General features: G+C 71.7%; 20 protein-coding genes and 1 pseudogene. 10 read left to right on the top strand and 11 right to left on the bottom strand.

Translation table 11 applies throughout. The annotated features are described in order from the left end of the window. Positions 1-17: 17 nt before the first annotated feature. The 4 genes from iolD to iolC all read right to left on the bottom strand — a co-directional run bounded on the left by iolD (position 18) and on the right by iolC (position 4,638). Complete coding sequence (gene iolD, locus DEJ48_RS25475; protein ID WP_150218584.1) at positions 18-1,886, bottom strand: 3D-(3,5/4)-trihydroxycyclohexane-1,2-dione acylhydrolase (decyclizing); 1,869 nt, start codon at positions 1,884-1,886, stop codon at positions 18-20. Continuing rightward, entirely contained in the window at positions 1,883-2,695 is an 813-nt protein-coding gene (iolB, locus tag DEJ48_RS25470) for a 5-deoxy-glucuronate isomerase (RefSeq protein ID WP_150218583.1), read from the bottom strand. The genes iolD and iolB overlap by 4 nt, the downstream gene beginning before the upstream one ends. Positions 2,696-2,746: 51 nt before the next feature. After that, on the bottom strand, positions 2,747-3,631 hold the full coding sequence (locus DEJ48_RS25465) for a deoxyribose-phosphate aldolase (protein WP_150221391.1): 885 nt from the start codon (positions 3,629-3,631) through the stop codon (positions 2,747-2,749). A gap of 71 nt (positions 3,632-3,702) precedes the next feature. Beyond that, positions 3,703-4,638 carry a 5-dehydro-2-deoxygluconokinase gene (gene iolC, locus DEJ48_RS25460; protein WP_150221390.1) on the bottom strand — a complete coding sequence of 312 codons (936 nt, stop codon included), beginning with the start codon at positions 4,636-4,638 and terminating at the stop codon, positions 3,703-3,705. Positions 4,639-4,802: 164 nt separating this feature from the next. On the opposite strand from iolC, the gene DEJ48_RS25455 reads away from it, so the two are divergent. The 4 genes from DEJ48_RS25455 to DEJ48_RS25440 all read left to right on the top strand — a co-directional run bounded on the left by DEJ48_RS25455 (position 4,803) and on the right by DEJ48_RS25440 (position 8,972). Continuing rightward, positions 4,803-5,702 (top strand): sugar phosphate isomerase/epimerase family protein, encoded by a 900-nt coding sequence (locus tag DEJ48_RS25455; protein WP_150218582.1) that lies wholly within the window; start codon positions 4,803-4,805, stop codon positions 5,700-5,702. 211 nt (positions 5,703-5,913) lie between these two features. Then, positions 5,914-6,111, top strand: coding sequence for a MerR family transcriptional regulator (locus DEJ48_RS25450; protein WP_150168108.1), 198 nt, complete (start codon positions 5,914-5,916; stop codon positions 6,109-6,111). A gap of 147 nt (positions 6,112-6,258) precedes the next feature. Next, positions 6,259-6,579, top strand: coding sequence for a heavy-metal-associated domain-containing protein (locus DEJ48_RS25445; protein WP_150218581.1), 321 nt, complete (start codon positions 6,259-6,261; stop codon positions 6,577-6,579). A 119-nt stretch (positions 6,580-6,698) separates the two neighbouring features. Continuing rightward, positions 6,699-8,972 carry a heavy metal translocating P-type ATPase gene (locus DEJ48_RS25440; RefSeq protein WP_150218579.1) on the top strand — a complete coding sequence of 758 codons (2,274 nt, stop codon included), beginning with the start codon at positions 6,699-6,701 and terminating at the stop codon, positions 8,970-8,972. Between the two features lie 451 nt (positions 8,973-9,423). Here the strand turns inward: DEJ48_RS25440 and DEJ48_RS25435 are convergent, their stop codons facing one another. Both DEJ48_RS25435 and DEJ48_RS25430 read right to left on the bottom strand, forming a co-directional pair. Next, positions 9,424-10,722, bottom strand: coding sequence for a citrate synthase (locus DEJ48_RS25435; RefSeq protein ID WP_190415400.1), 1,299 nt, complete (start codon positions 10,720-10,722; stop codon positions 9,424-9,426). Positions 10,723-10,903: 181 nt separating this feature from the next. Then, positions 10,904-13,171, bottom strand: coding sequence for an ATP-dependent RecD-like DNA helicase (locus DEJ48_RS25430; protein ID WP_150218577.1), 2,268 nt, complete (start codon positions 13,169-13,171; stop codon positions 10,904-10,906). Between the two features lie 316 nt (positions 13,172-13,487). On the opposite strand from DEJ48_RS25430, the gene DEJ48_RS25425 reads away from it, so the two are divergent. After that, positions 13,488-14,024, top strand: coding sequence for a DUF937 domain-containing protein (locus DEJ48_RS25425; RefSeq protein WP_150218576.1), 537 nt, complete (start codon positions 13,488-13,490; stop codon positions 14,022-14,024). Positions 14,025-14,050: 26 nt separating this feature from the next. Here the strand turns inward: DEJ48_RS25425 and DEJ48_RS25420 are convergent, their stop codons facing one another. The 3 genes from DEJ48_RS25420 to DEJ48_RS25410 are packed head-to-tail and all read right to left on the bottom strand — an operon-like array spanning position 14,051 to position 17,192. Continuing rightward, positions 14,051-14,887 (bottom strand): sugar phosphate isomerase/epimerase family protein, encoded by an 837-nt coding sequence (locus DEJ48_RS25420; protein WP_150218574.1) that lies wholly within the window; start codon positions 14,885-14,887, stop codon positions 14,051-14,053. Beyond that, on the bottom strand, positions 14,884-16,044 hold the full coding sequence (locus DEJ48_RS25415) for a dihydrodipicolinate synthase family protein (RefSeq protein ID WP_150218573.1): 1,161 nt from the start codon (positions 16,042-16,044) through the stop codon (positions 14,884-14,886). The genes DEJ48_RS25420 and DEJ48_RS25415 overlap by 4 nt, the downstream gene beginning before the upstream one ends. Continuing rightward, entirely contained in the window at positions 16,041-17,192 is a 1,152-nt protein-coding gene (locus DEJ48_RS25410; protein WP_150218571.1) for a Gfo/Idh/MocA family protein, read from the bottom strand. The genes DEJ48_RS25415 and DEJ48_RS25410 overlap by 4 nt, the downstream gene beginning before the upstream one ends. Positions 17,193-17,326: 134 nt before the next feature. Here DEJ48_RS25410 and DEJ48_RS25405 point away from each other — a divergent pair, with 134 nt between their 5' ends. Continuing rightward, the gene (locus DEJ48_RS25405) at positions 17,327-18,376 is read left to right on the top strand and encodes a LacI family DNA-binding transcriptional regulator (RefSeq protein WP_150218569.1); all 1,050 of its coding nucleotides are present in this window, start codon (positions 17,327-17,329) and stop codon (positions 18,374-18,376) included. A gap of 79 nt (positions 18,377-18,455) precedes the next feature. Here DEJ48_RS25405 and DEJ48_RS25400 read toward each other — a convergent pair whose 3' ends face one another. After that, entirely contained in the window at positions 18,456-20,009 is a 1,554-nt protein-coding gene (locus DEJ48_RS25400; RefSeq protein ID WP_150218567.1) for a PLP-dependent aminotransferase family protein, read from the bottom strand. 29 nt (positions 20,010-20,038) lie between these two features. On the opposite strand from DEJ48_RS25400, the gene DEJ48_RS25395 reads away from it, so the two are divergent. From DEJ48_RS25395 to DEJ48_RS40430, 3 genes are read left to right on the top strand one after another with little or no spacing between them, the layout of a single operon-like run. After that, positions 20,039-20,638: a LysE family translocator gene (locus tag DEJ48_RS25395; protein ID WP_150218566.1), complete on the top strand. Its 600-nt coding sequence runs from the start codon at positions 20,039-20,041 to the stop codon at positions 20,636-20,638. Positions 20,639-20,687: 49 nt separating this feature from the next. Beyond that, complete coding sequence (locus DEJ48_RS25390) at positions 20,688-21,650, top strand: bifunctional helix-turn-helix transcriptional regulator/GNAT family N-acetyltransferase (protein WP_150218564.1); 963 nt, start codon at positions 20,688-20,690, stop codon at positions 21,648-21,650. Between the two features lie 55 nt (positions 21,651-21,705). Beyond that, positions 21,706-22,506, top strand: coding sequence for a sugar phosphate isomerase/epimerase family protein (locus DEJ48_RS40430; protein WP_150218562.1), 801 nt, complete (start codon positions 21,706-21,708; stop codon positions 22,504-22,506). Here the strand turns inward: DEJ48_RS40430 and DEJ48_RS25380 are convergent. After that, a pseudogene (locus DEJ48_RS25380) lies at positions 22,433-23,380 on the bottom strand (EamA family transporter); the annotation flags it as partial. The gene DEJ48_RS40430 and the pseudogene DEJ48_RS25380 sit on opposite strands and share 74 nt — an antisense overlap. A 99-nt stretch (positions 23,381-23,479) precedes the next feature. On the opposite strand from DEJ48_RS25380, the gene DEJ48_RS25375 reads away from it, so the two are divergent. After that, positions 23,480-24,376, top strand: coding sequence for a LysR family transcriptional regulator (locus DEJ48_RS25375; protein WP_150218560.1), 897 nt, complete (start codon positions 23,480-23,482; stop codon positions 24,374-24,376). The last annotated feature ends 90 nt before the right edge of the window (positions 24,377-24,466 follow it).

Here is a 24,466-nt window from a genome sequence, read left to right as displayed (position 1 = left end):
GACAAGCATCCCTCTTCTCACAGGTGGCGGCGTCGGGCAGTGACGTGCCGGTCGTACTCTTCCCTGGCCTCGACCGCGGACACCCGGGTCGCGGTCTCGGCCACGGGCACATCCCACCACGCCTGTGCCGGGGGCGGGCCCGACACTGTGTCTGCCGTTTCCGTCTCCACATAGACACATGTGGGACGGTCTGCGTCGCGTGCCTCGCGCAGCGCCCCGCGCAGGTCGCGGACGGTCCCGGCGCGCAGCACCCGCATGCCGAGCGAGGCCGCGTTCGCGGCGAGGTCGACGGGCAGCGGGCCCTCGGTGTACGACCCGTCGGCCGCCCGGAAGCGGTACGCGGTGCCGAACCGCTCGCCGCCCACGGACTCGGAGAGGCCGCCGATGGAGGCGTACCCGTGGTTCTGGAGGATGACGACCTTGATGGGCAGGTTCTCCTGGACGGCGGTGACGATCTCCGTCGGGTTCATCAGGTACGTGCCGTCGCCGACCAGCGCCCACACGGGCCGCTCAGGGGCGGCCAGCGCGACGCCGATGGACGCGGGGATCTCGTATCCCATGCAGGAGTAGCCGTACTCGACGTGGTACTGCCGCGGCGACCGCGCCCGCCACAGTTTGTGCAGGTCACCGGGGAGCGAACCGGCGGCGTTGATCAGGACGTCGTCGTCCGTCACCAGCTCGTCCAGGAGGCCGAGGACCTGCGTCTGCGTGGGGCGCGCGTCCTCGTCGTCGGCCCGGAGCGCGGCCTCGACGCGCCGCTCCCACCGCTCTTTCCCACCCCCGTACTCGACGACGTACGCGGGCTCCACCCCGTACCCCCGCAGCGCCTCCGCGAGTGCTTCGAGCCCGGCGCGCGCGTCGGCGATCAGCGTCGCGCCCGCCATCTTGTGGCCGTCGAAGGGGGCGATGTTGAGGTTGAGGAAGCGCACGCCCGGCGCTTCGAAGAGGGTGCCGGAGGCGGTGGTGAAGTCGCTGTAGCGGGTGCCGACGCCGATCACGAGGTCGGCGGTGCGGGCCAGCGCGTCGGCGGTCGCCGTGCCGGTGTGCCCGATGCCGCCGATGTCCGCCGGATGGTCGTGGCGCAGCGAGCCCTTGCCGGCTTGAGTACAGGCGACGGGGATGCCGGTCGCGTCCACGAACTCCCGCAGCGCCTCCTCGGCAGCGCTGTGGTGGACGCCGCCGCCCGCGACGATCAGGGGGCGCCGGGCCGCGCGCACGGCGTCCGCGGCGGCGGCCAGTTCGCGGGGGTCGGGGGCGGGCCTGCGTACGGTCCACGTCCGCTCGGCGAAGAACTCCTCCGGCCAGTCGTACGCCTCCGCCTGCACGTCCTGCGGCAGGGCGAGCGTGACGGCGCCGGTCTCCGCGGGGTCGGTGAGGACGCGCGTCGCGGCGAGCGCGGCGGGGATCAGCGCCTCGGGGCGGGTCACGCGGTCGAAGTACTTCGACACGGGGCGCAGGCAGTCGTTGACCGACATGTCTCCGGCGTACGGGACTTCGAGCTGCTGGAGGACGGGGTCGGCGGGCCGGGCCGCGAAGATGTCGCCGGGCAGCAGGAGGACGGGCAGCCGGTTGACGGTGGCGAGCGCGGCGCCGGTGACGAGGTTGGTGGCGCCGGGGCCGATGGAGGTGGTGACGGCGTGGGTGGAGAGGCGGCCGCTCTGCCGGGCGTACCCGACGGCGGCGTGCACCATGGCCTGTTCGTTGCGGCCCTGGTGGAAGGGCATCTCGTCGGCGTACTCGACCAGGGCCTGGCCGACGCCCGCCACGTTGCCGTGTCCGAAGATGCCCCAGGTCGCGCCGATGAGCCGCTGCCGCGTGCCGTCCCGCTCGGTGTACTGCCGCGCCAGGAAACGGACCAGGGCCTGGGCCGTGGTGAGCCGGGTCATCGATATCCCTCCGTGTGGTCCGGGTGGAAGCAGATCCGCCACTCCCTCTCCTGCCCCGGCCCCGCCATCACGTTCAGGTAGTACATCGCGTGTCCGGGCTGGGCGACGGACGGGCCGTGCCAGCCGTCGGGCACCAGCACGGCGTCCCCCGTCCGGACCTCGGCGAGGACGTCGGTGCCGCCCTCCCTGGACGGAGAGACCCGCTGGTATCCAAACCCTTCGCGGTCGCCGTGCGCCTCGATCTCGAAGTAGTAGATCTCCTCCAGCTCCGCCTCGATGCCGGGCCGGTGCTCGTCGTGCTTGTGCGGCGGGTACGAGGACCAGTTGCCGCCGGGCGTGATCACCTCGACGGCGATGAGCCGGTCGCAGTCGAAGGCGTCCGCTGCCGCGAAGCCCCGCACCTCGCGTGCGCAGCCGCCGCTGCCGCGGTTCTCGACTGGTACCTCCGGCGCGGAGCCGTAGCGGGCGGGGAGTCGACGCTCGCACTTCGCTCCTGCCAGGGCGAAGCGGCCTCCCGCGCCGGAGGCGATCTGGATCCGGGCGTCACGCGGCACGTAAGCGAAGTCGGAGACTCCGCTGAACACGCTGTCGCGGCCCAGCAGTTCGATGATCCCGTCTGCTGTCTGCACCGTACAGCCGCCGGTCAGCGGGAGCACGATCCATTCACTCTCTCCGGTGGTGAAGGAGTGGGTGCCGCCCGGTTCGAGCTCGACGACGCGCAGCTGCGAATAGCTCCAACCGGCCCGTTTCGGATCGATGGCGAGGGCGTACGGGCCGTCGGCCGCACTGCCTTTCGGTACGTACGTCATGTGGGGCCTCCCGGGCCTGATCCGTCTCGCCTGCAACGGTCCTGAGCTCGTCTACAACAGTCCCACGGCGGTGTCGACCGCCCCCGCCACGTCGCCGTCGGGCGGGTACAGCAGCGCCCTGCCCACGACGAGCCCCTGCACGGTGGGCAGTTGCAGGGCGCCGCGCCACTTCTCGTACGCCGCCTCCTGGTCGCCCCCCGTGTCGCCGCCCAGCAGGACGGCGGGGAGCGTCGAGGTCTCCATGACGCGGGCCATGTCGTCGGGGTTCTCGGTGACGGGGACCTTCAGCCAGGTGTACGCGGAGGTGCCGGCGAGCCCGGAGGCGATGGCGATGGAGCGGATGACGGCCTCGGCGCTCAGGTCGTTGCGGGGCGGGCCCGTGCCGTCGCGCGCGGTCAGGAACGGCTCGACGAAGACGGGCAGCCCGCGTTCGGCCATGGCGTCGACGACGCGGGCGGCGGAGTGCAGGGTGCGCAGCGAGCCCGGGTCCTCGTAGTCGACGCGGAGCAGCAGCTTGCCCGCGTCGAAGCCGAGGCGCCCGATGTCCTCGGGCCGGTACCCGGTGAACCGGTCGTCCAGCTCGAAGGCGGCACCGGCGAGCCCGCCCCGGTTCATGGATCCCATGACGACCTTGCCGTCGAGGGCGCCGAGGAGCAGCAGGTCGTCGAGTACGTCGGCGCTGGCGAGCACGCCGTCGACCCCGGGCCGCGACAGCGCGAGACAGAGCCGTTCGAGGAGGTCGGCCCGGTTGGCCATGGCGAGCGGGTCCCGTCCCACGCCGAGGGACCCCCGGGCGGGATGATCAGCGGCGACGATCATGAGCCGCCCACTGTCCCCGACCAACTCCCGCCGCACTCGCCGAGAGGCGGCTTCGGCGATGGCTTCGGGGCGCCGGACGCGGGTCCGGACGAGCGCACCGATGTCCACTGGATCCAGCCCCTCCGGCGTTTGGGGAGCGGGGCCCGGGGCGGAGCCCCGAGAACGGTGCCCCCGTCGGGCGTGCACCCTCACGTGACGACCCCCGCTTCCACCACCGAGGCGACCTCGCCAGCAAACGGCATGGCGGACGAACACTCCAGCCGAGAGGCGACAATCGCCCCCGCCGCGTTGGCGTACCGCATGATCCGTTCGAGGTCCCAGCCCGCGAGCAGCCCGTGGCAGAGCGCCCCGCCGAACGCGTCGCCCGCGCCGAGCCCGTTGAGGACCTTGACCGGCAGGGGCGGGACCCGTGCCGCCTCCCCCGCCCGGTTCATGGCGAGCACTCCCTCGGGCCCCTGTTTGACGACGGCGAGTTCGACGCCCGCGTCGAGCAACGCCCGTGCCGCCGCGCGCGGTTCGCGCACCCCGGTCGCGACCTCCACCTCGTCGAGGTTGCCGACGGCGACGGTGGCGTGCGCGAGGGCCGCCTCGTAGTGGGGCCGCGCCTCGCCCGGGTCCTCGCCGTTCCAGAACATGGGCCGCCAGTCCAGGTCGAAGACCGTGGTCCCGTTCCGGGCCCGGTGCGCGAGCGCCGCCAGCGTCGCCGTGCGGCTGGGCTCCGCGCACAGCCCCGTCCCCGTCACCCAGAAGATCCGCGCCGCGGCGACCGCGTCGAGGTCCAGCTCGCTCTCGTGGATCTCCAGGTCGGGCGCCTTCGGCAGCCGGTAGAAGTACAGCGGGAAGTCGTCCGGCGGGAAGATCTCGCAGAACGTCACCGGCGTCGGCAGGCCCGCGACCGGGGTCACCCAGCGGTCGTCGACGCCGAAGTCGCGCAGCGCGCCGTGCAGGTACTCCCCGAAGGGGTCCTCACCGGTACGGGTGATGACGGCGACGCGGCGGCCGAGGCGGGCCGCGGCGACCGCGACGTTGCCGGCCGATCCGCCGAGGAACTTCCCGAACGCGGTCACCTCGGCGAGGGGCACCCCGCTCTGCAGGGGGTACAGGTCCACCCCGATCCGCCCCATCGTGATGACGTCGTACGGACCACTCACCCTGTGCGTCCCTTCGCCGGACCCGACGATCGTGTGCCCCCAGGTCTAATCCCGCTCCCGGAACCCTGTCAACATTTTGTCCTTACATTCGGACCACTGCTTGACACTCTTCCGAGGCGGCCTGGACGCTGGCTGCCATGACGACGCTGTCTCGCATCCGGATCGGTTCGGCGCCCGACTCGTGGGGCGTGTGGTTTCCCGAGGACCCGCGACAGGTCCCGTGGCGGCGCTTCCTCGACGAGGTCGCCGAGTCCGGGTACGAGTGGATCGAGCTCGGACCGTACGGCTATCTGCCGACCGACCCGGCCGAACTGACCGCCGAGACGGCGCGCCGCGGCCTCAAGGTGTCCGCGGGCACGGTCTTCACGGGGCTGCACCACGGGCCCGCCGTCTGGGACAGGACCTGGGCGCACGTGGCGGACAACGCGGCGCTCGCGCAGGCCATGGGCGCCGAGCACCTCGTCGTCATCCCGTCCTTCTGGCGCGACGACAAGAGCGGCGAGGTCCTGGAGGACCGCGTCCTCACGCCCGCGCAATGGCGCGAACTGACCACCCAGACCGAGCGCCTGGCCCACGAGGTCCGCGAGCGCTACGGCCTGCGGGTCGTGGTCCACCCGCACGCGGACACGCACATCGACACCGAGGAGAACGTCACCCGTTTCCTCGACGCCACCGATGCGGACCTCGTCTCGCTCTGCCTGGACACCGGGCACTACGCGTACTGCGGGGGCGACAGCGTCAAGCTCATCGAGACGTACGGCGAGCGGATCGGCTATCTGCACCTCAAGCAGGTCGACCCGGCGGTGCTCGCCGAGGTGCGGGCCGAGGAGGTGCCGTTCGGGCCCGCGGTGGCGCGCGGGGTGATGTGCGAGCCGCCCGCCGGGGTGCCCGCCCTGGAGCCCGTCCTCGCCGCGGCGCAGAAGCTGGGGGTCGAGCTCTTCGCCATCGTGGAGCAGGACATGTACCCGTGCGACCCCGGCAAGCCGCTGCCGATCGCCCGCCGCACCCGCTCGTTCCTGAGGTCCTGCGGCGCGTAGACCCGCATGCGTCTCTTCTGTCACAAACAATCCCGTCCTGTCACACATGTCTCACGTACGCGGGTCTTGCGTCACAGGGAGGCGACAGCTGCCTCCCGGCGGTCACTCTGCGTCGTTCACCGGGCACAGGCTGAGTGATCGCCGCGCGTCGCGCCCAGCTCCCCCGTCGGCCTCTCCGGCCGCCCTGGGCGCACGCAGGGAGGTGCCACCGATGACCGACCGCAGGCTCTGGTCGTACAAGGAGATCGCCGCGCACATCCGTGTGCAGCCCGACACGGTCCGCTCGTACCGCAAGCACGGGCTGCTGCCCGACCCCGACCACGTCGAGGGCGGCAAGCCCTACTGGTACGCGGACACCGTCCGCGCCTGGGTGGCGGCCAGGCCCGGCAACCGGGGACGCAGGGGCTGACCACGCGACCCCGCCGCACGCGACCCCACTCCGTTGAGAAAATACCCCCTAGGGGTATAGTCTCGAGTGCGTCAGGAGGTCGCCGGGGTTCCCGGGCCCCCTCAAGCACGCTACGCCGCATACGTACACACCCCCGAGGAGAACGACATGAGCGCCCACACCGAGCTCCCGCAGGCCGCTTCCGAGACGAACGGGTCCTGCTGCTCCCCCAGCGGGTCCTGCCACTCCGACGACGCCGCCGCTCCGCAGGGCGCCGTCACCACCGTGTACGAGGTGACGGGCATGACCTGTGGGCACTGCGAGGGCGCGGTGTCCGCCGAGATCTCGGAGATCGCGGGCGTCACCTCCGTCAAGGCGGTCGCCGCCACGGGCCTGGTCACCGTGGACTCCGAGGCCCCGCTGGACGAGGCCGCGGTGCGCGCCGCCGTCGACGAGGCGGGCTACGAGCTGGCCGGCGTCAAGGCCTGAGCCTGCCGGGCCGCGCCGCACGACCGGCGGCCTGCCGGGTACCCGGGCCCTGTGGTGTCGACACCGACACCACAGGGCCCGCAGCCGTCCCACGATCCCGGAAGCAGTACGAAAGAGTCATGAACGAAGTCGAACTCGCCGTCGGCGGGATGACCTGCGCCTCCTGCTCGTCGCGCATCGAGAAGAAGCTGAACCGCATGGAGGGCGTGACCGCCACGGTCAATCTCGCCACGGAGAAGGCGAAGGTCTCGTTCGGCGAGACCGAGGACGGCGCGGCGGTCGAGGTCGCCCAGCTGATCGCACTGGTCGAGAAGCTCGGCTACACGGCCGAGGAGATCGTGCCGCCCCCGCCGGAGCCCCTCGACGCCGCCCCCGACGGCGGCCCGGCCCCCACCACCGCCGACATCACCGAGCCCGACACCCTGCGGCAGCGCCTGATCGTCTCCGCGGTCCTGTCGCTGCCCGTCGTGCTGCTCGCGATGGTCCCCGCCCTGCAGTTCGACTTCTGGCAGTGGCTCTCGCTGACGCTGGCCGCGCCGGTGGTCGTGTGGGGCGGACTGCCCTTCCACCGCGCCGCGTTCACCAACCTGCGGCACGGGGCCGCGACGATGGACACGCTGGTCTCCGTCGGCACGCTCGCCGCGTTCGGCTGGTCACTGTGGGCGCTGTTCGTCGGGGACGCGGGGATGCCCGGGATGCGGCACGGCTTCGACTTCACGGCCTCGCCGGGCGACGGCGCCTCGACCGTCTACCTCGAAGTCGCCGCGGGCGTCGTCACGTTCATCCTGCTCGGCCGCTGGCTGGAGGCCCGCTCCAAGCGGAAGGCGGGCTCCGCGCTGCGCGCCCTGCTCGAACTGGGCGCCAAGGACGTGGCGGTCCTGCGGGACGGCACGGAGCGGCGCGTGCCGGTGGGGCAACTGGCGGTCGGGGACCGGTTCGTCGTACGTCCCGGGGAGACCGTCGCGACCGACGGCACCGTCGACGAGGGCGCCTCAGCCGTCGACGCCTCCATGCTGACCGGCGAGTCCGTGCCCGTCGACGTGGGCGTCGGCGCCGCCGTGACCGGAGGCACCGTGAACGTCTCCGGGCGCCTCGTCGTCCGGGCGACCCGCGTCGGCTCCGACACCCAACTCGCGCGGATGGCGCGGCTCGTGGAGGACGCACAGACCGGCAAGGCGCGGGTCCAGCGCCTCGCCGACCGGATCGCCGGCGTCTTCGTGCCCACGGTGCTCCTCATCGCCGTCGGCACGCTCGGCGGCTGGCTCGGCGCCACGGGCGACGCGACCGCCGCGTTCACCGCCGCCGTCGCCGTCCTGATCATCGCCTGCCCCTGCGCGCTCGGCCTCGCCACACCGACCGCCCTCATGGTCGGCACCGGCCGGGGTGCCCAACTCGGCATCCTCATCAAGGGCCCCGAGGTCCTGGAGTCCACGCGCCGCGTCGACACCGTCGTCCTGGACAAGACGGGGACGGTGACGACGGGCCGGATGGAGCTGACGGACGTCCACGTCGTCGGGGACACCCAGGAGCAGCTGCTGCTCCGCCTCGCGGGCGCCCTGGAGCACGCCTCCGAGCATCCGGTGGCCCGCGCCGTCACGGCGGGCGCCGCCGAGCGCCTCGGCCTCGACGCCGGCGAGCTGCCGGTACCGGAGCGGTTCGAGAACGTCGCCGGGGCCGGGGTGCGCGGCACGGTGGACGGGCACGAGGTGGTCGCCGGGCGCGAACGGCTCCTGGCGGAGGCCGGGGTGACGGGCCTGGAGGCCGTGGCCAAGCTGCGGGACGACGCGGAGGCCGCCGGGCGCACGGCCGTCCTGGTCGCCTGGGACGGCGCCGCACGCGGCGTCCTGGCCGTCGCGGACGCCGTGAAGGAGACCAGTGCGGAGGCGGTGGGCGAGCTGCGGTCGCTCGGCCTGACGCCGGTGCTGCTCACGGGCGACAACAAGGCCGTCGCCCGGACGGTCGCCGACGCGGTGGGGATCGCGCCGGACGCGGTGTTCGCGGAGGTGCTGCCGCAGGACAAGGTCGATGTAGTACGGCGACTTCAGGGGGAGGGCAAGGTCGTGGCGATGGTCGGGGACGGTGTGAACGACGCGGCCGCGCTCGCCACCGCCGATCTGGGCCTCGCGATGGGCACCGGCACGGACTCGGCGATCGAGGCGAGCGACCTGACGTTGGTGCGCGGGGACTTGCGGGTCGCGGCCGACGCCATCAGGCTCTCCCGGAAGACCCTCGCCACCATCAAGGGCAATCTCTTCTGGGCCTTCGGCTACAACGTCGCCGCACTGCCGCTCGCCGCCGCCGGTCTCCTCAATCCGATGATCGCGGGGGCCGCGATGGCCTTCTCGTCGGTCTTCGTGGTCACCAACAGTCTTCGGTTGAGGACGTTCAGATAACGATCGCGGACGTTCACATACCGTCTTCACAAGGTCGTTTCAGCACCTTCACCCGATTCCCGAGATCCACATATCGGGGATCTTGCGCATCTACTGGACATATGCAGGAGACGCAGATCACAGTGTTTGGAACGTAACCATTGAGGGGGGTCGCGAGTCTAATGGGGCGATGCAGGAAGATGTCTTGGGGGACGTCTTCCTGACATCGAGGGACATCTTGGGGGATGTTCCTGGATATTGCGTTGCCGGGGCACGTGCACCGGGGAGCTTTGAGCGGCCCTCCCGTACGTACGCGTCCCGGCAGACCGCAGGGCACGCCACAGACGCCCGGCCGGATCCCGTGGGGGGAATCCGCACCGGGAAAAAGGGAAGCGCCCCGACCGTCGACCCGTGGGGGGATCGATGGCGGGGCGCTTTCCGCTCTGCGGAGAGCCGAGGTGCGACCGGAGGGTCAGCGACCCTCGACGGGGACGAAGTCGCGGAGGACCTCACCCGTGTAGATCTGGCGCGGGCGGCCGATGCGCGAACCCGGCTCCTTGATCATCTCGTGCCACTGGGCGATCCAGCCCGGCAGCCGGCCGAGGGCGAACAGGACCGTGAACATCTCGGTCGGGAAGCCCATCGCGCGGTAGATGAGGCCCGTGTAGAAGTCGACGTTCGGGTAGAGCTTGCGCTCGACGAAGTAGTCGTCGGCCAGCGCGTGCTCTTCCAGCTTCAGCGCGATGTCGAGCAGCTCGTCGGACTTGCCGAGCGCCGAGAGGACGTCGTGCGCCGCCGCCTTGATGATCTTCGCCCGGGGGTCGAAGTTCTTGTAGACGCGGTGCCCGAAGCCCATGAGCTTCACGCCGTCTTCCTTGTTCTTCACCTTGCGGATGAAGGTGTCGACGTCGCCGCCGGAGGCCTGGATGCCCTCGAGCATCTCCAGGACCGACTGGTTGGCGCCGCCGTGCAGCGGGCCCCACAGAGCCGAGATGCCGGCGGAGATCGAGGCGAACATGTTCGCCTGCGAGGAGCCGACCAGACGCACGGTGGACGTCGAACAGTTCTGCTCGTGGTCCGCGTGCAGGATCAGGAGCTTGTCGAGAGCGTTGACCACGACCGGGTCCAGCTCGTACTCGGCGGCGGGCACCGAGAACGTCATGCGCAGGAAGTTCTCGACGTAGCCGAGGTCGTTGCGCGGGTAGACGACCGGGTGGCCCTGCGACTTCTTGTACGCGTAGGCCGCGATCGTCGGAAGCTTGGCGAGAAGGCGGATCGTCGAGAGGTGACGCTGCTTCTCGTCGAACGGGTTGTGGCTGTCCTGGTAGAACGTCGACAGCGCGCTGACCACGGACGACAGCATCGCCATCGGGTGGGCGTCGCGCGGGAAGCCGTCGTAGAACCGCTTGACGTCCTCGTGCAGCAGGGTGTGCTGCGTGATCTCGTTCTTGAAGGTGGCCAGCTCGTCGACCTTCGGCAGCTCGCCGTTGATCAGGAGGTACGCCACCTCGGTGAAGGTGGAGCGCTCGGCCAGCTGCTCGATCGGGTAGCCGCGGTACCGGAGGATGCCCTGTTCGCCGTCGAGATAGGTGATGGCGGATTTATAGGCGGCGGTGTTGCCATAGCCGCTGTCCAGGGTCACCAGACCGGTCTGGGCGCGGAGCTTCCCGATGTCGAAGCCCTTGTCGCCCACGGTCGACTCGATCACCGGGTAGGTGTACTCGTCGTCGCCGTACCGCAGTACTACACCGTTGTTAGCGTTCTCGCTCACGTCATCCCTCACCGACGTTGTGCCTCTTCTTCGAGGTGCCCTGACTGTCTCTACCATCCCCCATTTGGCCCTGGAGAGTGCACTCGGGGTCGACCATTGGGCCTATTGGCGGCACTCAGTGCCGCCAACCTGCTCATCCTGCCCCCTTCGCCCCGGTTCCGGAAGTGCTGTGTGAGGTTTCCTACTCGTTTGATCGATCAAAACGTCCAGGGCCTGCTCCGCGGCGCCCGGGAAGCCCGGAAAGCCGGAAGTCCAGGGCCGTGCAGCGCCTGCCCGCGGAGACCGTGCGCACTGCCTGCCCCAGAGCCTTGCGCGAACCGACCAGAACGACCAGCCTCTTGGCGCGTGTCACGGCGGTGTAGAGCAGGTTGCGCTGCAGCATCATCCACGCGCCGGTGGTGACCGGGATCACCACCGCCGGATATTCACTGCCCTGGGAGCGGTGAATGGTCACCGCATAGGCGTGGGCGAGCTCGTCCAGTTCGTCGAAGTCGTACGGAACTTCCTCGTCCTCGTCCGTCCGGACGGTGAGCCGCTGCTCGTCGGCGTCGAGGGCCGTGACGACGCCGACCGTGCCGTTGAAGACGCCGTTCTGCCCTTTTTCGTAGTTGTTGCGGATTTGAGTGACCTTGTCCCCCACACGGAACACCCGGCCGCCGAACCGCTTCTCGGGCAGGTCGGGCCGGGCGGGTGTGATGGCCTGCTGGAGGAGGCCGTTGAGGTTTCCCGCGCCGGCGGGACCGCGGTGCATCGGGGCGAGGACCTGCACATCGCGCCGCGGGTCCAGGCCGAACTTCTTGGGGATGCGGTGCGCGGCGACGTCCACCGTCACGCGACCCGCGTCCTCGGTCTCCTCCTCGACGAAGAGGAAGAAGTCCTTCATGCCCTGGGTGATGGGCGGGACACCGGAGTTGATGCGGTGGGCGTTGGTGACGACACCCGACTCCTGGGCCTGCCGGAAGATGCGGGTGAGGCGGACGGCGGGGATCGGGCTCTCGTCGCTGAGCATGTCGCGCAGCACTTCTCCCGCGCCGACGCTGGGCAGCTGGTCCACGTCGCCCACGAAGAGCAGGTGGGCGCCGGGCGGGACGGCCTTCACCAGTTTGTTGGCGAGCAGCAGATCGAGCATCGACGCCTCGTCGACGACGACCAGATCGGCGTCGAGCGGCCGCTCCTTGTCGTACGCCGCGTCTCCCCCGGGCTTCAGTTCGAGCAGGCGGTGCACGGTGGAGGCCTCGGCTCCGGTGAGCTCGGCGAGGCGCTTGGCGGCGCGGCCGGTCGGGGCGGCGAGGACGACCTTCGCCTTCTTCGCGCGGGCCAGCTCGACGACCGAGCGGACCGTGAAGGACTTGCCGCAGCCGGGCCCGCCGGTCAGGACGGCGACCTTCTGCGTCAGGGCGAGCCTGACCGCCTCCTTCTGCTCGGGCGCGAGCTCGGCGCCCGTGCGGGCCGCGAGCCAGGCCAGCGCCTTGTCCCAGGCGACGTCCCGGAAGGCGGGCATGCGGTCGTCGCCGGCCTTGAGGAGCCGCAACAGCTGTCCGGCCAGGGACAGTTCGGCGCGGTGGAACGGCACGAGGTAGACGGCGGCGATGTCGTCGCCCCCGTCCGGGTCGGGCAGCGCCTCGCGGACGACGCCCTCCTCCTCCCCGGCGAGCTCGGCCAGGCAGTCGATGACCAGGCCCGTGTCGACCTGGAGGAGCTTCACCGCGTCGGCGATGAGGCGCTCCTCGGGGAGGTAGCAGTTCCCCTGGTCGGTGGATTGCGAAAGGGCGTACTGGAGACCGGCCTTGACGCGCTCCGGGCTGTCGTGCGGGATGCCCACGGACTGCGCGATGCGGTCGGCGGTGAGGAAACCGATGCCCCAGACGTCCGCGGCGAGGCGGTAGGGCTCGTTCTTCACCACGGAGATCGACGCGTCCGCGTACTTCTTGTAGATGCGCACGGCGATCGAGGTGGAGACACCGACTCCCTGGAGGAAGACCATGACTTCCTTGATGGCCTTCTGCTCCTCCCAGGCGGCGGCGATCATCTTCGTCCGCTTGGGGCCGAGGCCCGGCACCTCGACGAGGCGCTTCGGCGCCGTCTCGATGATGTCGAGGGTGTCGACGCCGAAGTGGGTGGTGATGCGGTCGGCCATGACCGGGCCGATGCCCTTGATGAGGCCGGAGCCGAGATAGCGGCGGATGCCCTGGATGGTGGCGGGCAGCACCGTCGTGTAGTTCTCGACCGTGAACTGCTTGCCGTACTGCGGGTGGGAGCCCCAGCGGCCGTGCATCCGCAGCGATTCGCCCGCCTGGGCGCCGAGCAGCGCGCCGACGACGGTGAGCAGGTCACCGGAGCCGCGGCCCGTGTCGACGCGCGCGACCGTGTAACCCGTCTCTTCGTTGGCGTACGTGATGCGTTCGAGGACCCCCTCGAGCACCGCCGTCGCCGCAGCTGGACTCGACATGATCCGACGCTACCGCCCGGCACCGACAGCGCGGCGCGCCTGTGGACAACCGCACGGCCCGGGGAACTTCGAAGGGGCCCGGCCTCCCAGCCGGACCCCTTCGGGTTTTCCCTCCCCTGTCAGAACTCGCGATCCCCCCGGATACCCCCGGATCCCCCCAGATCCTGGTTCCCCCCTCATAAGCCCTGACGCCATATACGACACGCCTCGTGCCCGGAGGGTTGCACGGTGTTGCCAACTTTTTTTGCCCGTCTCCAGACCGCCGCCAGACCGTCTCCAGGTGCTGACAAAGCGGGGCGGACGTAGCGTTTGTCGCATGACCGATGATTCCCAGACCTCTGAGCCCCGGTCCTTCGAGCAGGACGTCCTGGACGAGCTCGGCGACGACCGGCTCCAGGAGATCGCGGGCCTGCTCGACACGGACGCGTCCGGCGCGCAGGACGTCGTGGGCACGACCGTGTCCGCGCTCTCCGGAGACATCCAGGGCCGCGCCGCCGACCCCGCGGAGGCCGACGAGGTGCGGCAGGCCTTCGACGAGGTCGGGCCCGCCGATCCGACCCTGCAAGGTGTGGCCACCCTCGGCGGCCTCGGTGGGCTCGCCGGGGGCGGGATGATGGCCGGCATGCTCGCGAAGATGAGCAGGCCGGTGGCGAACGCGGTCTCCAAGAAGACCGGCATTCCGGCGGCGAAGGTCACGCGTGTGATCGAGATGCTGATCCCCGTGGTGCTCGCGGTGCTCTCCAAGAGGGCGGCGCGGACCAAGGGACCCGGCGGCGCCCCGAGCGGCTCCGCGCCCTCCTCCGGCGGCGGCCTCGGTGATCTGCTGGGCCAGATCCTGGGCGGCAAGAAGTAGGCAGGCACCGGGACGACGAACGTGCCTCACGCGTGCGCGCGGAACCGATCGGCCGTCTCCCTCAACACCTCCCGCCCGTCCCGCGCCCACAGCTCCTCGTTGAAGATCTCCACCTCGATCGGGCCGCGGTATCCGGCGCCGTCCACGGCCGCCCGGAAGGCCCTGAAGTCGATGCACCCGTCCCCCACTTGCCCCCGCCCCAGCAGCACGCCCGCGGGCAACGGCGTGATCCAGTCGGCGAGTTGGAAGGCATGCAGACGACCGCCGCGGCCCGCCCTCGCGATCTGCGCGGGCGCCTGGTCGTCCCACCACACGTGGTACGTGTCCACGACCACGCCGACCTGGTGCGCGGGGAAGCGTTCCGCGAGGTCGAGAGCCTGGCCCAGGGTGGAGACGACGCAGCGGTCCGAGGCGAACATCGGGTGCAGCGGCTCGATGGCCAGGCGCACGCCCCGCTCCTCGGCGTAGGGCCCGAGGACGGCGAGCGCGTCCGCGATGCGCTCGCGCGCCCCCGCCAGGTCCTTGCTGCCGGCCGGGAGGCCGCCCGAGACCAGGACCAGGGTGTCCGTGCCGAGCGCCGCCGCCTCGTCGACCGCCGCGCGGTTGTCGTCGAGGGCACGCGCGCGTGCCGCCTCGTCGATGTCCGTGAGGAAGCCGCCCCTGCACAGGCTCGTCACCGTGAGGCCGGTGTCCCGCATGAGGCGGGCGGTGCGCTCGACGCCGTGCTCCTGGACGGGCGCGCGCCACAGGCCGACGGCCCCGACGCCCTCCTTGGCGCAGCCCTCGGCGAGTTCGGGGAGCGACCACTGCTTGATGGTCTCCTGGTTGACGCTCAGCCGCGACGACGGCACCTGCTCGGTCATTGGGGCACTCCGTGGACGGTGAGCAGGGATCGCATGCGGTGGGCGGCGAGGGCCGGGTCGGGGAACAGGCCGAGGCCGTCGGCCAGTTCGTAGGCGCGGGCCAGGTGGGGCAGTGAGCGGGCCGACTGGAGGCCGCCGACCATCGTGAAGTGCGTCTGGTGCCCGGCGAGCCAGGCGAGCAGGACGACGCCGGTCTTGTAGTAGCGGGTAGGGGCCTGGAAGAGGTGCCGGGAGAGCTCGACGGTGGGGTCCAGGAGGGCACGGAACCGCTTCACGTCTCCGGTGTCCAGGGCTCGCACCGCCTCCGCCGCGAGGGGGCCAAGGGGGTCGAAGATGCCGAGCAGGGCGTGGCTGAAGCCGTGGTCGTCCCCGGCGATCAGTTCGGGGTAGTTGAAGTCGTCGCCCGTGTAGCAGCGCACGCCGTCGGGGAGGCGGCGGCGCAGGGCGATCTCGCGGTCGGCGTCCAGGAGCGAGACCTTGATGCCGTCGACCTTGTCGGGGTGGGCGGCGATGACCTCAAGGAAGGTCTCGGTGGCCGCGTCCAGGTCCGCGGCGCCCCAGTAGCCCTCCAGGGCGGGGTCGAACATGGGGCCGAGCCAGTGCAGGATCACGGGTTCACGGGCTTGGCGCAGGAGATGGCCGTACGTCTCCAGGTAGGCGTCCGGTGACGTGGCCGCGGCGGCCAGGGCGCGGGACGCCATGAGGATCGGCTGGGCACCGGCCGCGTCGACGAGGGCGAGCTGCTCCTCGTACGCGCTCCTGACCTCCGGCAGGCTGGCGGGGCCCGTGAGTTGGTCGGTGCCGACGCCGCAGGCGATGCGTCCCCCGGCGGCCTTCGCCTCCGCGGCCGACCGCCGGATCAGCTCGGCCGCCCCCGCCCAGTCCAGGCCCATGCCCCGCTGGGCGGTGTCCATGGCCTCGGCGACGCCCAGGCCGTGCGACCAGAGGTGGCGGCGGAAGGCGAGGGTGGCATCCCAGTCGACGGCCGCAGGGCCGTCGGGGGACACGTCGGCGAACGGGTCGGCGACGACGTGCGCGGCGGAGAAGACGGTGCGCGAGGCGAGCGGGGGGCCGCCGACGGCCGTGGGCGGCGGTTCGGCGGACGGGGTGTACGCGCGCGTGCCGCCGCCTGCGACGGGGAGCAGGAGCGTGGTCACAGCGCGATCTCCGGTACGTCGATGCGCCGGCCCTCGGCGGACGACTTGAGCCCCAGTTCGGCCAGTTGCACGCCGCGGGCGCCCGCGAGGAGGTCCCAGTGGTAGGGGCCGTCCGCGTAGACGTGCTTGAGGAAGAGCTCCCACTGGGCCTTGAAGCCGTTGTCGAAGTCTCCGTTGTCGGGCACTTCCTGCCACTGGTCACGGAAGGAGTGGGTGGCGGGCAGGTCCGGGTTCCAGACCGGCTTCGGTGTCGTACTGCGGTGCTGTACGCGGCAGTTGCGCAGCCCCGCGACGGCGGACCCCTCGGTCCCGTCGACCTGGAACTCCACGAGCTCGTCGCGGTTGACGCGCACCGTCCACGACGAGTTGATCTGTGCGACGGCGCCGCCGTCCAGCTCGAAGATGCCGTACGCCGCGTCGTCGGCGGTGGCGTCGTAGGGCTTGCCCCGCTCGTCCCAGCGCTGCGGGACGTGTGTGGCGGTGAGCGCCTGGACGGTGCGCACGCGGCCGAACAGCTCGTGCAGGACGTACTCCCAGTGCGGGAACATGTCGACGACGATGCCTCCGCCGTCCTCGCTGCGGTAGTTCCAGGACGGGCGCTGGGCGGGCTGCCAGTCGCCCTCGAAGACCCAGTAGCCGAACTCGCCGCGCACCGACAGGATCCGTCCGAAGAAGCCGCCGTCGATGAGCCGCTTCAGTTTGCGCAGGCCCGGCAGAAAGAGCTTGTCCTGTACGACGCCGTGCTTGATGCCGGCCGCCTCGGCGAGGCGGGCGAGGCCGAGGGCCGCGTCGAGCCCGGTGGCGGTCGGCTTCTCGGTGTAGATGTGCTTGCCCGCGGCGATGGCGCGCTTGAGTGCGTCCTCGCGCGCGGAGGTGACCTGCGCGTCGAAGTAGATGTCGACGGCCGGGTCGGCGAGGACCGCGTCGAGGTCGGTCGAGTACTGGTCCAGGCCGTGCTGCTCGGCGAGGGCGCGCAGGGCGTGCTCCCTGCGGCCGACGAGGACGGGCTCGGGCCACAGCACGGTGCCGTCGCCCAGATCGAGGCCTCCTTGTTCCCGGAGGGCCAGGATCGAGCGGACCAGATGCTGGTGGTGGCCCATGCGTCCGGTGACGCCGTTCATGGCGATGCGCACCGTCTTACGTGTCACGAAAGTCCCTCCGTAGGTGCGTAGCAAGCGCTTTCTACCTGGAGGCAAGCTAGCCTGCCGCACAAGGTTCGGACAAGGGCCTCGGTCGAGAGCGGTGACCGGGCGGGACAAACGGGTGACCGGAGGACGATGAGATGACCGTGACCCTTGCGGACGTGGCGGCCCGCGCGCAGGTCTCCCCCGCCACCGTCTCCCGCGTGCTGAACGGCAACTACCCGGTGGCGGCCGCCACCCGCGAACGCGTCCTGCGCGCCGTCGACGAGCTCGACTACGTCCTCAACGGCCCCGCGAGCGCACTCGCCGCCGCCACCTCCGACCTGGTCGGCATCCTCGTCAACGACATCGCGGACCCCTTCTTCGGGATCATGGCGGGCGCCGTGCAGTCCGAGATCGGCGGGCCCGGCGGACGAGCGGGCGGCGAGCGGATGGCCGTCGTCTGCAACACGGGCGGCTCCCCGGAGCGTGAACTCACCTACCTCACGCTCCTCCAGCGCCAACGCGCCGCCGCCGTGATCCTCACCGGCGGCGCGATCGAGGACGCCGAGCACGCCGAGGCGATCTCCGGGAAGCTGCGTCGCCTCACGGAGGCGGGCACGCGCGTGGTGCTGTGCGGCAGGCCGCCGTCGCCCGACACCGACGCGGTGGCGCTCACCTTCGACAACCGCGGCGGCGGCCGGCAGCTGACGGAGCACCTCGTGAGCCTCGGCCACCGCCGCATCGGCTACATCGCGGGACCCGAGGAGCGCACGACCACCCGCCACCGCCTGGAGGGCCACCGCGCCGCGCTCGCCGCCCGCGGCGTCCCGGACGACCCGGCACTGACGGTCCACGGCCCCTACGACCGCCGCTCCGGCTACGACGCCACGGAGGAACTCCTGCGCCGGGCCCCCGATCTGACGGCCGTCGTCGCCGCCAACGACACGGTGGCGCTCGGCGCGTGCGCGGCCCTGCGCGACAAGGGCCTGCGCATTCCGGCCGACGTGTCGGTGGCGGGCTTCGACGACCTGCCGTTCAGCATCGACGCGGTGCCCGCGCTGACGACGGTGCGCCTGCCGCTCCACGAGGCGGGTGCCCGGGCGGGCCGCATCGCGATGAGCAAGGAGAAGCCGCCGCCGGGCGGTGTGGCGACGGTGCACGGGGAGCTCATGGTGCGGGGATCGACGGCGGGGCCTCGGGGCACCTGAGGTGCGCTCGGGCGCGATGGCCGACGCCCGTGGCACGGGGCCCGAGGCCTGACGACGCCCGCCACCCGCCACCCGCCACCTACAGCAGTCCCCCCAGCACCGACACGCCCTGTGCGATCTCCGTGGGTGTGCTCGCCGCGTAGCCGAGGACCAGGCCCGGGGCGTGCGGGAGTTGCGTGTGCCAGGACAGGGGGTGTGTCTTGACGCCCTGTTCGAGCGCGGCGGTGGCGAGGGCGGCGTCGGAGCCCTCGTACGCGCCCTCCCGGAAGGTGATGGTCAGGTGCAGGCCCGCCGCCGCGCCGTGCACGACCGCCGTCGGCAGATGCGTCCGGATCGCCGCGATCATCGCGTCCCTGCGCCTGCGGTGGTGCCTGCGGATCAGGCGGAGGTGGCGTTCGAGGTCGCCGGATTCCATCAGGTGGGCCAGGACGAGTTGGGGCAGGGCGGCCGTGCCGAGGTCGGTGAGGCGTTTGGCGTCGAGGAGCGCGTCCCGGTACGCGGGCGGGGCGAGCAGCCAGCCCAGGCGCAGGGCGGGCGCGAGGAGCTTGGAGACGCTGCCCGCGTAGCAGACGTGTTCCGGGAGCAGGGCGCGCAGGGCGGGGACCGCGGGCCGGTCGTAGCGGTGCTCGGCGTCGTAGTCGTCCTCGATGACGAGGCCGCCGTCGCGGGCCCACTTCATGAGCTCGCGGCGCCGTTCGCCGCCGAGGACGACGCCGGTGGGGAACTGGTGGGCGGGGGTGAGCAGCACGGCGCGCGCCCCGCTCGCGCGCAGGGCGTCGACGCGCACGCCGTGGGCGTCGACCGGCACGGGCGGTGTGCCGAGCGGCCGCAGGTGCTGCCGCACGCCGAGCGACCCCGGCTCCTCCACCGCCACCTCGCGGACCCCGTCGGCGTGCAGCACGTCGACGAGGAGCCGCAGCGCCTGGGCCGTGCCGTTCACGATCATCACGTCGCCCGGGTCGGCGCGGATTCCGCGGTTCCGGGAGAGCCAGTGGGCGACGGCCGTGCGCAGGGCCGGGGTGCCGCGCGGATCGCCGTAGCCGAAGTCCGACGGAGCGAGCCCGGCGAGCACGGAGCGTTCGGCGCGCAGCCAGGCCGCGCGCGGGAAGGCGGCGAGGTCGGGCAGGCCCGGCGAGAGGTCGATGCGGGCGGGCGCGGCACGGATGGCGTCGAAGACGCCGAGGTCGTCGTGCGGGGCAGCGAAGAGGTCCACATTCCCGTCATGAGCGCCTGTACGGGGCGGAGTTGACGCTTCCGGCCCAGGTCCCGGCGCATGCGGTACCGCCACGACCACCGTCCCGCCCCTCCCCCTGCCCGCGACATGGCCGTCCTCGGTGAGCCGCCGGTAGGCCTCGGTGACGACGCCCCGGGACACGCGCAGGTCGGCGGCGAGGGTGCGGGTGGCGGGGAGCCTGCCGCCGACGGGTAGGCGGCCGTCGGCGATGGCATCCCTGATCCGGCGCGCGAGCCAGTCGGCGAGGCCGCCCCTGGGGGCGTCGCCGGTGTCGAGCTGGAGGAAGTCGGAGACTCCGCCTCCTCCCGCAGTGGGAACAGACGTTGCGGCGGGAACAGGCGGTGCGGTGGAAACAGACGTTATGGACCTGTGGGGAGGTGATCCAATGGACCTGTTCATGGAGCCATTGTGGACGCCAGGGTCGGGGCATGGAATTCCTCCTCACCTCCCTCGTCGTCTGCGTGACCCCGGGCACCGGCGTCCTGTTCACGATCGCGGCCGGCCTCTCGCGCGGCACCCGCGCCGCGGTGACCGCCGCCGTCGGCTGCACGTTGGGCGTCGTCCCGCACATGGCGGCCGCCATCACCGGCCTCGCGGCGCTCCTGAACACCAGCGCCATCGCCTTCCAGACGCTCAAGTACCTGGGCGTGACCTACCTGCTGTACATGGCGTGGAGCACCTGGCGGGACAAGAGCGAGCTCACCGCGGCGCGGGAGAGCGAGCCGCGCTCGGCGGGCCGCACGATCCTGACGGGCGTACTGATCAACATCCTCAACCCGAAGCTGACGCTGTTCTTCTTCGCGTTCCTGCCGCAGTTCGTGAGCGCCGACGAGCCGTACGCCCTTCTGCGCATGACGGAGCTCAGCGTCTGCTTCATGCTGATCACGTTCGTGGTCTTCGTGGCGTACGGCAGGTTCGCCGCGGCCATGCGCCACCACGTCATCTCGCGCCCGCGCGTGGTGACCCGGCTGCGCCGCGTCTTCGCGGCGGCGTTCGCGGCGCTGGGGGCGAGGCTGGCTTTCCTCTGAGAGCGAGCGTACTGTTGACTCAGTCAAAGGTATCCCGGAGTGATGCGCCATGGCGACGACACCCATCCACGAGATGCGCGCCTTCAACCGCTTCTACACGAACCTCATCGGCGCACTCGACTACAGCCGTCACCTGTACGTCCCGTACACCCTCACCGAGTCGCGCGTCCTGTACGAACTGGCCCGCTCGCCCCGCACCGACGCGGCCGACCTCCGCACCGAACTCTCGCTCGACGCGGGCTATTTGAGCCGACTCCTCGCCAAGTTCGAGCGGGACGGGCTCGTCGAGCGGGCCCCGTCCGCCGACGACTCGCGACGCCAGCGCATCACGCTCACCGCGCGCGGGCGCGACGCCGCCGAACTGCTCGACGAACGGTCACGGGAAGCGGTCGGTTCCCTGCTGGCCGACGTGCCTCCCGCCGAGCGGTCCCGGCTCGCGTCGGCGATGCGCACGGTGCGGGAGATCCTGGAGAACGGCCGCGGACAGGGGCGGGGACGCCGCCGCGAGCGTCGCCCGGACGTGACGCTGCGGGAGCCGGGACCCGGCGACCTCGGGTGGATCGTGCAGCGCAACGCCGCCCTGTACGCGGCGGAGTTCGGCTGGAACACGGACTACGAGGGCCTGGTCGCCCGCATCGTCGCCGACTTCGCCCAGGACCACGACCCGCATCTGGAGCGGGTCTGGATCGCCGAGGTCGACGGGCGTCCCGCGGGGTGCGTGATGTGCGTACGGGACGAGGCGCCCGGCACGGCCAGGCTGCGCCTCCTGCTCGTCGAGCCCGACGCGCGGGGGCTCGGCATCGGCGATCAACTGGTCGCTTCCTGCGTGGAGTTCGCACGGGGCGTCGGCTACCGCGAGCTGACGCTGTGGACCAATGACGTACTGGAGTCGGCCCGCGGCATCTACCGGCGCCACGGCTTCGTCCTCGTCGCGGAGAAGCCGCACCGCTCCTTCGGCGTCGACCTCGTCGGGCAGGACTGGCTGCTCCCGCTGCACGAGCGGCCCTCATGAGTCCCGTCGCCGCGGCGGGGTTGACCACGGTCGCACGCCGCCTACTGTCGGGACCATGAGATTCGCCTTCTCCACGCTCGGCGTGCCCGGCCTGCCCGTACCCGATGTGCTGCGGCTCGCCACGACCCACGGCTACCACGGCGTCGAGCTCCGCGCGCACCCCGAGGAGCCGGTCCATCCCGGCCTCGGCATCGTCGAACGTGCCGATGTGGCGGCCGAGTTCAAGGCGGCCGGCGTCGAGATCCTCGGCATCGCCGGGTACGCGCGCGTGGCGGCGCCCGGCGAGGACGGGCCCGTGCTCGACGAGGTGCGTTCCCTCGTCTCGCTCGCCCGCGACCTGGGCGCCCCCTTCGTCCGCGTCTTCCCCGGCGGCGGCACCGAGCAGGGGGCGGCCGAGGCCGACGCGACGGCCGCGAGGCGGCTCGGCACCGCGGCCGGGTACGCCGCCGACGCGGGCGTACGCATCCTCCTGGAGACCCACGACTCGCACCGCACCGGCGCCGACGCCACCCGCATCCTCGGCACCGTCGGGCACCGCCAGGTCGGCGCCCTCTGGGACCTCATGCACACCTGGCTCGGCGGCGAGTCCGTCACGGAGACCTTCGCCGCCCTCTCCCCGTACCTCGGCTACGTACAGGTGAAGGACATCGCCTCGGCCGACGACACGACGCCCCTGGCCCTCGGCTCGGGAGTCCTGCCGCTGGAGGAGTGCGTGGCGCGGCTCAGCGCGGAGAGCTGGGAGGGGTGGCTGTGCTGGGAGTACGAGAAGCGGTGGTACGAGGACGCGGCGCCGCTGCCGGAGCTGCTGGGGCCGGGGCGGGAACTGTTGTCACGGCTGGTGAGCCGCTCCGGCTGAGCGGGGCCGGGGCGGCGGCGCCCGCTCTCGCGAAGGACGCCAGCGCGACCCCGCCCACCAGCAGCGCCGCCGCGCACCACCGCAGTCCGCTCACCGACTCGTCCAGGACCAGCGCGGCCGACGACATCCCGAAGACGGGGACGAGCAGCGAGAAGGGCGCGACCGTCGACGCGGGGTGGCGGCGCAGCAGGTACCCCCAGGCGCCGAAGCCGAAGACCGTGGTGACCCAGGCGACATAGACGATGATGCCCGCGCCCTGCCAGTCGAGGGAGCGCACGGCTTCGAGGTCACGGGACGGGCCCTCGAAGAGCAGGGAGAGCCCGAGCAGCGGCAGCACCGGGACCGTGCTCACCCACACCATGAAGTTCAGGGAGTCCGTCGGGGCCGCCTTGCGGGTGAGGACATTGGAGACGCCCCAGCAGGCCGCGGCGCCCATCAGCAGCGCGAACGCGGTCAGCGGTCCGGTCTCCCCCTCGTCGACGGCGGCCACGGCGATCCCGCCGAGTGCGATCACCATGCCCGTCACCCGCAGCCGGCCGGGCCGCTCCCCCAGCGCGAGAAACGCGAAGAACCCGGTGAAGACCGCCTGGACCTGCAACACCAGCGACGAGAGCCCGGCGGGCATGCCGGCGTCCATCCCGATGAAGAGCAGCCCGAACTTGGCCACGCCGAGTACGAGCCCCACCCCGACGATCCACTTCCACGCCACCTTCGGGCGTCCCACGAAGAAGACGGCGGGCAGGGCGGCGACGAGGAAACGGAGGGCGGAGAAGAGGAGCGGCGGGAAGTGGCCGAGTCCCACTTCGATGACGACGAAGTTGACGCCCCATACGGCGGCGACGAGGACGGCCAGGCAGATGTGTGCGGGTCGCATGCGTCGAGGATCACCCGGCGGGAATGTGTAGCACCAGCGCGAATGTCTGCATGGTTGAATCAAGCAACGCTACATGGTCGGACCTCAGGGGGTTCTCTCGTGCTCGATCTCGGCCGGCTCCGCGCGCTGCACGCCGTCTCCGTCCACGGCACGGTCGGGGCGGCCGCCACCGCGCTCGGCTACACGCCCTCCGCCGTCTCCCAGCAGATCGCCAAGCTGGAGCGCGAGACGCGGACGACGCTGCTCGAACGGCGGGGACGCGGGGTCGCCCTCACCGAAGAGGCGCTCCATCTCGCCGATACGGCACAGCAGTTGCTGGCCATCGTCGAACGCGCCGAGACCGAGCTGGAGGAGCGGCGCGGGGTGCCGGCGGGGCGGCTCACCATCGCGGCGTTCGCTTCGGCGGCGCGCGGGCTCATGCCGTCGGTCCTGGCGGACCTGGCACGGCGTCATCCTTCGCTCGACACCCGTATGACGGAGATCGATCCGCATCTGTCCATCGACCTCGTGGCCAAGGGGGCGGTCGACATGGCCGTCGCCCACGACTGGGACATCGCGCCGATCCCGACGCCGCCGGGGGTCGAACAGGCCGTCATCGGCGACGACTTCTGCGACCTGGTCGTCCCTCACGACCACCGGCTCGCGGGGCGGGCATCCGTGCGGCGCGAAGAGCTCAAGTCCGAGCGGTGGATCACGCAGCCTCCCGGGCTCGTCTGCCACGAGTGGCTCATCCGGACGCTTAGGGAGGCGGGGTGCGAGCCGGACATCGCCCATCAGGCGGAGGAGAACCCGACCTTGGTCGCGCTGGTCGCGGCGGGGCTCGGGGTCGCGCTCATCCCGCGCCTCGGGCGCGGGCCGATCCCGTCCGGGGCGGTCACGGTGCCGCTCGCGCCCGTTCCCGTGCGGCGGCTCTACGCCCTGTGGCGGGCGGGGGCGTCTCGGCGGCCTGCGATCGCCGAGACGGTCCGCACGTTGCAGTTGCACTGGGCTCCGTAGTGAGCGCGCCCCGCACCGCCCCGCGGGAGTAGGAGCACCGACCCCGCCGCTTCGCGGCGGATCACTCCCACCCACCCGCCCGTTCACCCC

The organism is Streptomyces venezuelae, assembly GCF_008642315.1.
Taxonomy (GTDB): domain Bacteria; phylum Actinomycetota; class Actinomycetes; order Streptomycetales; family Streptomycetaceae; genus Streptomyces; species Streptomyces venezuelae_D.
Note: the sequence above shows the minus strand (reverse complement) of the source record. Positions and strands in the feature narration are given on the sequence as shown.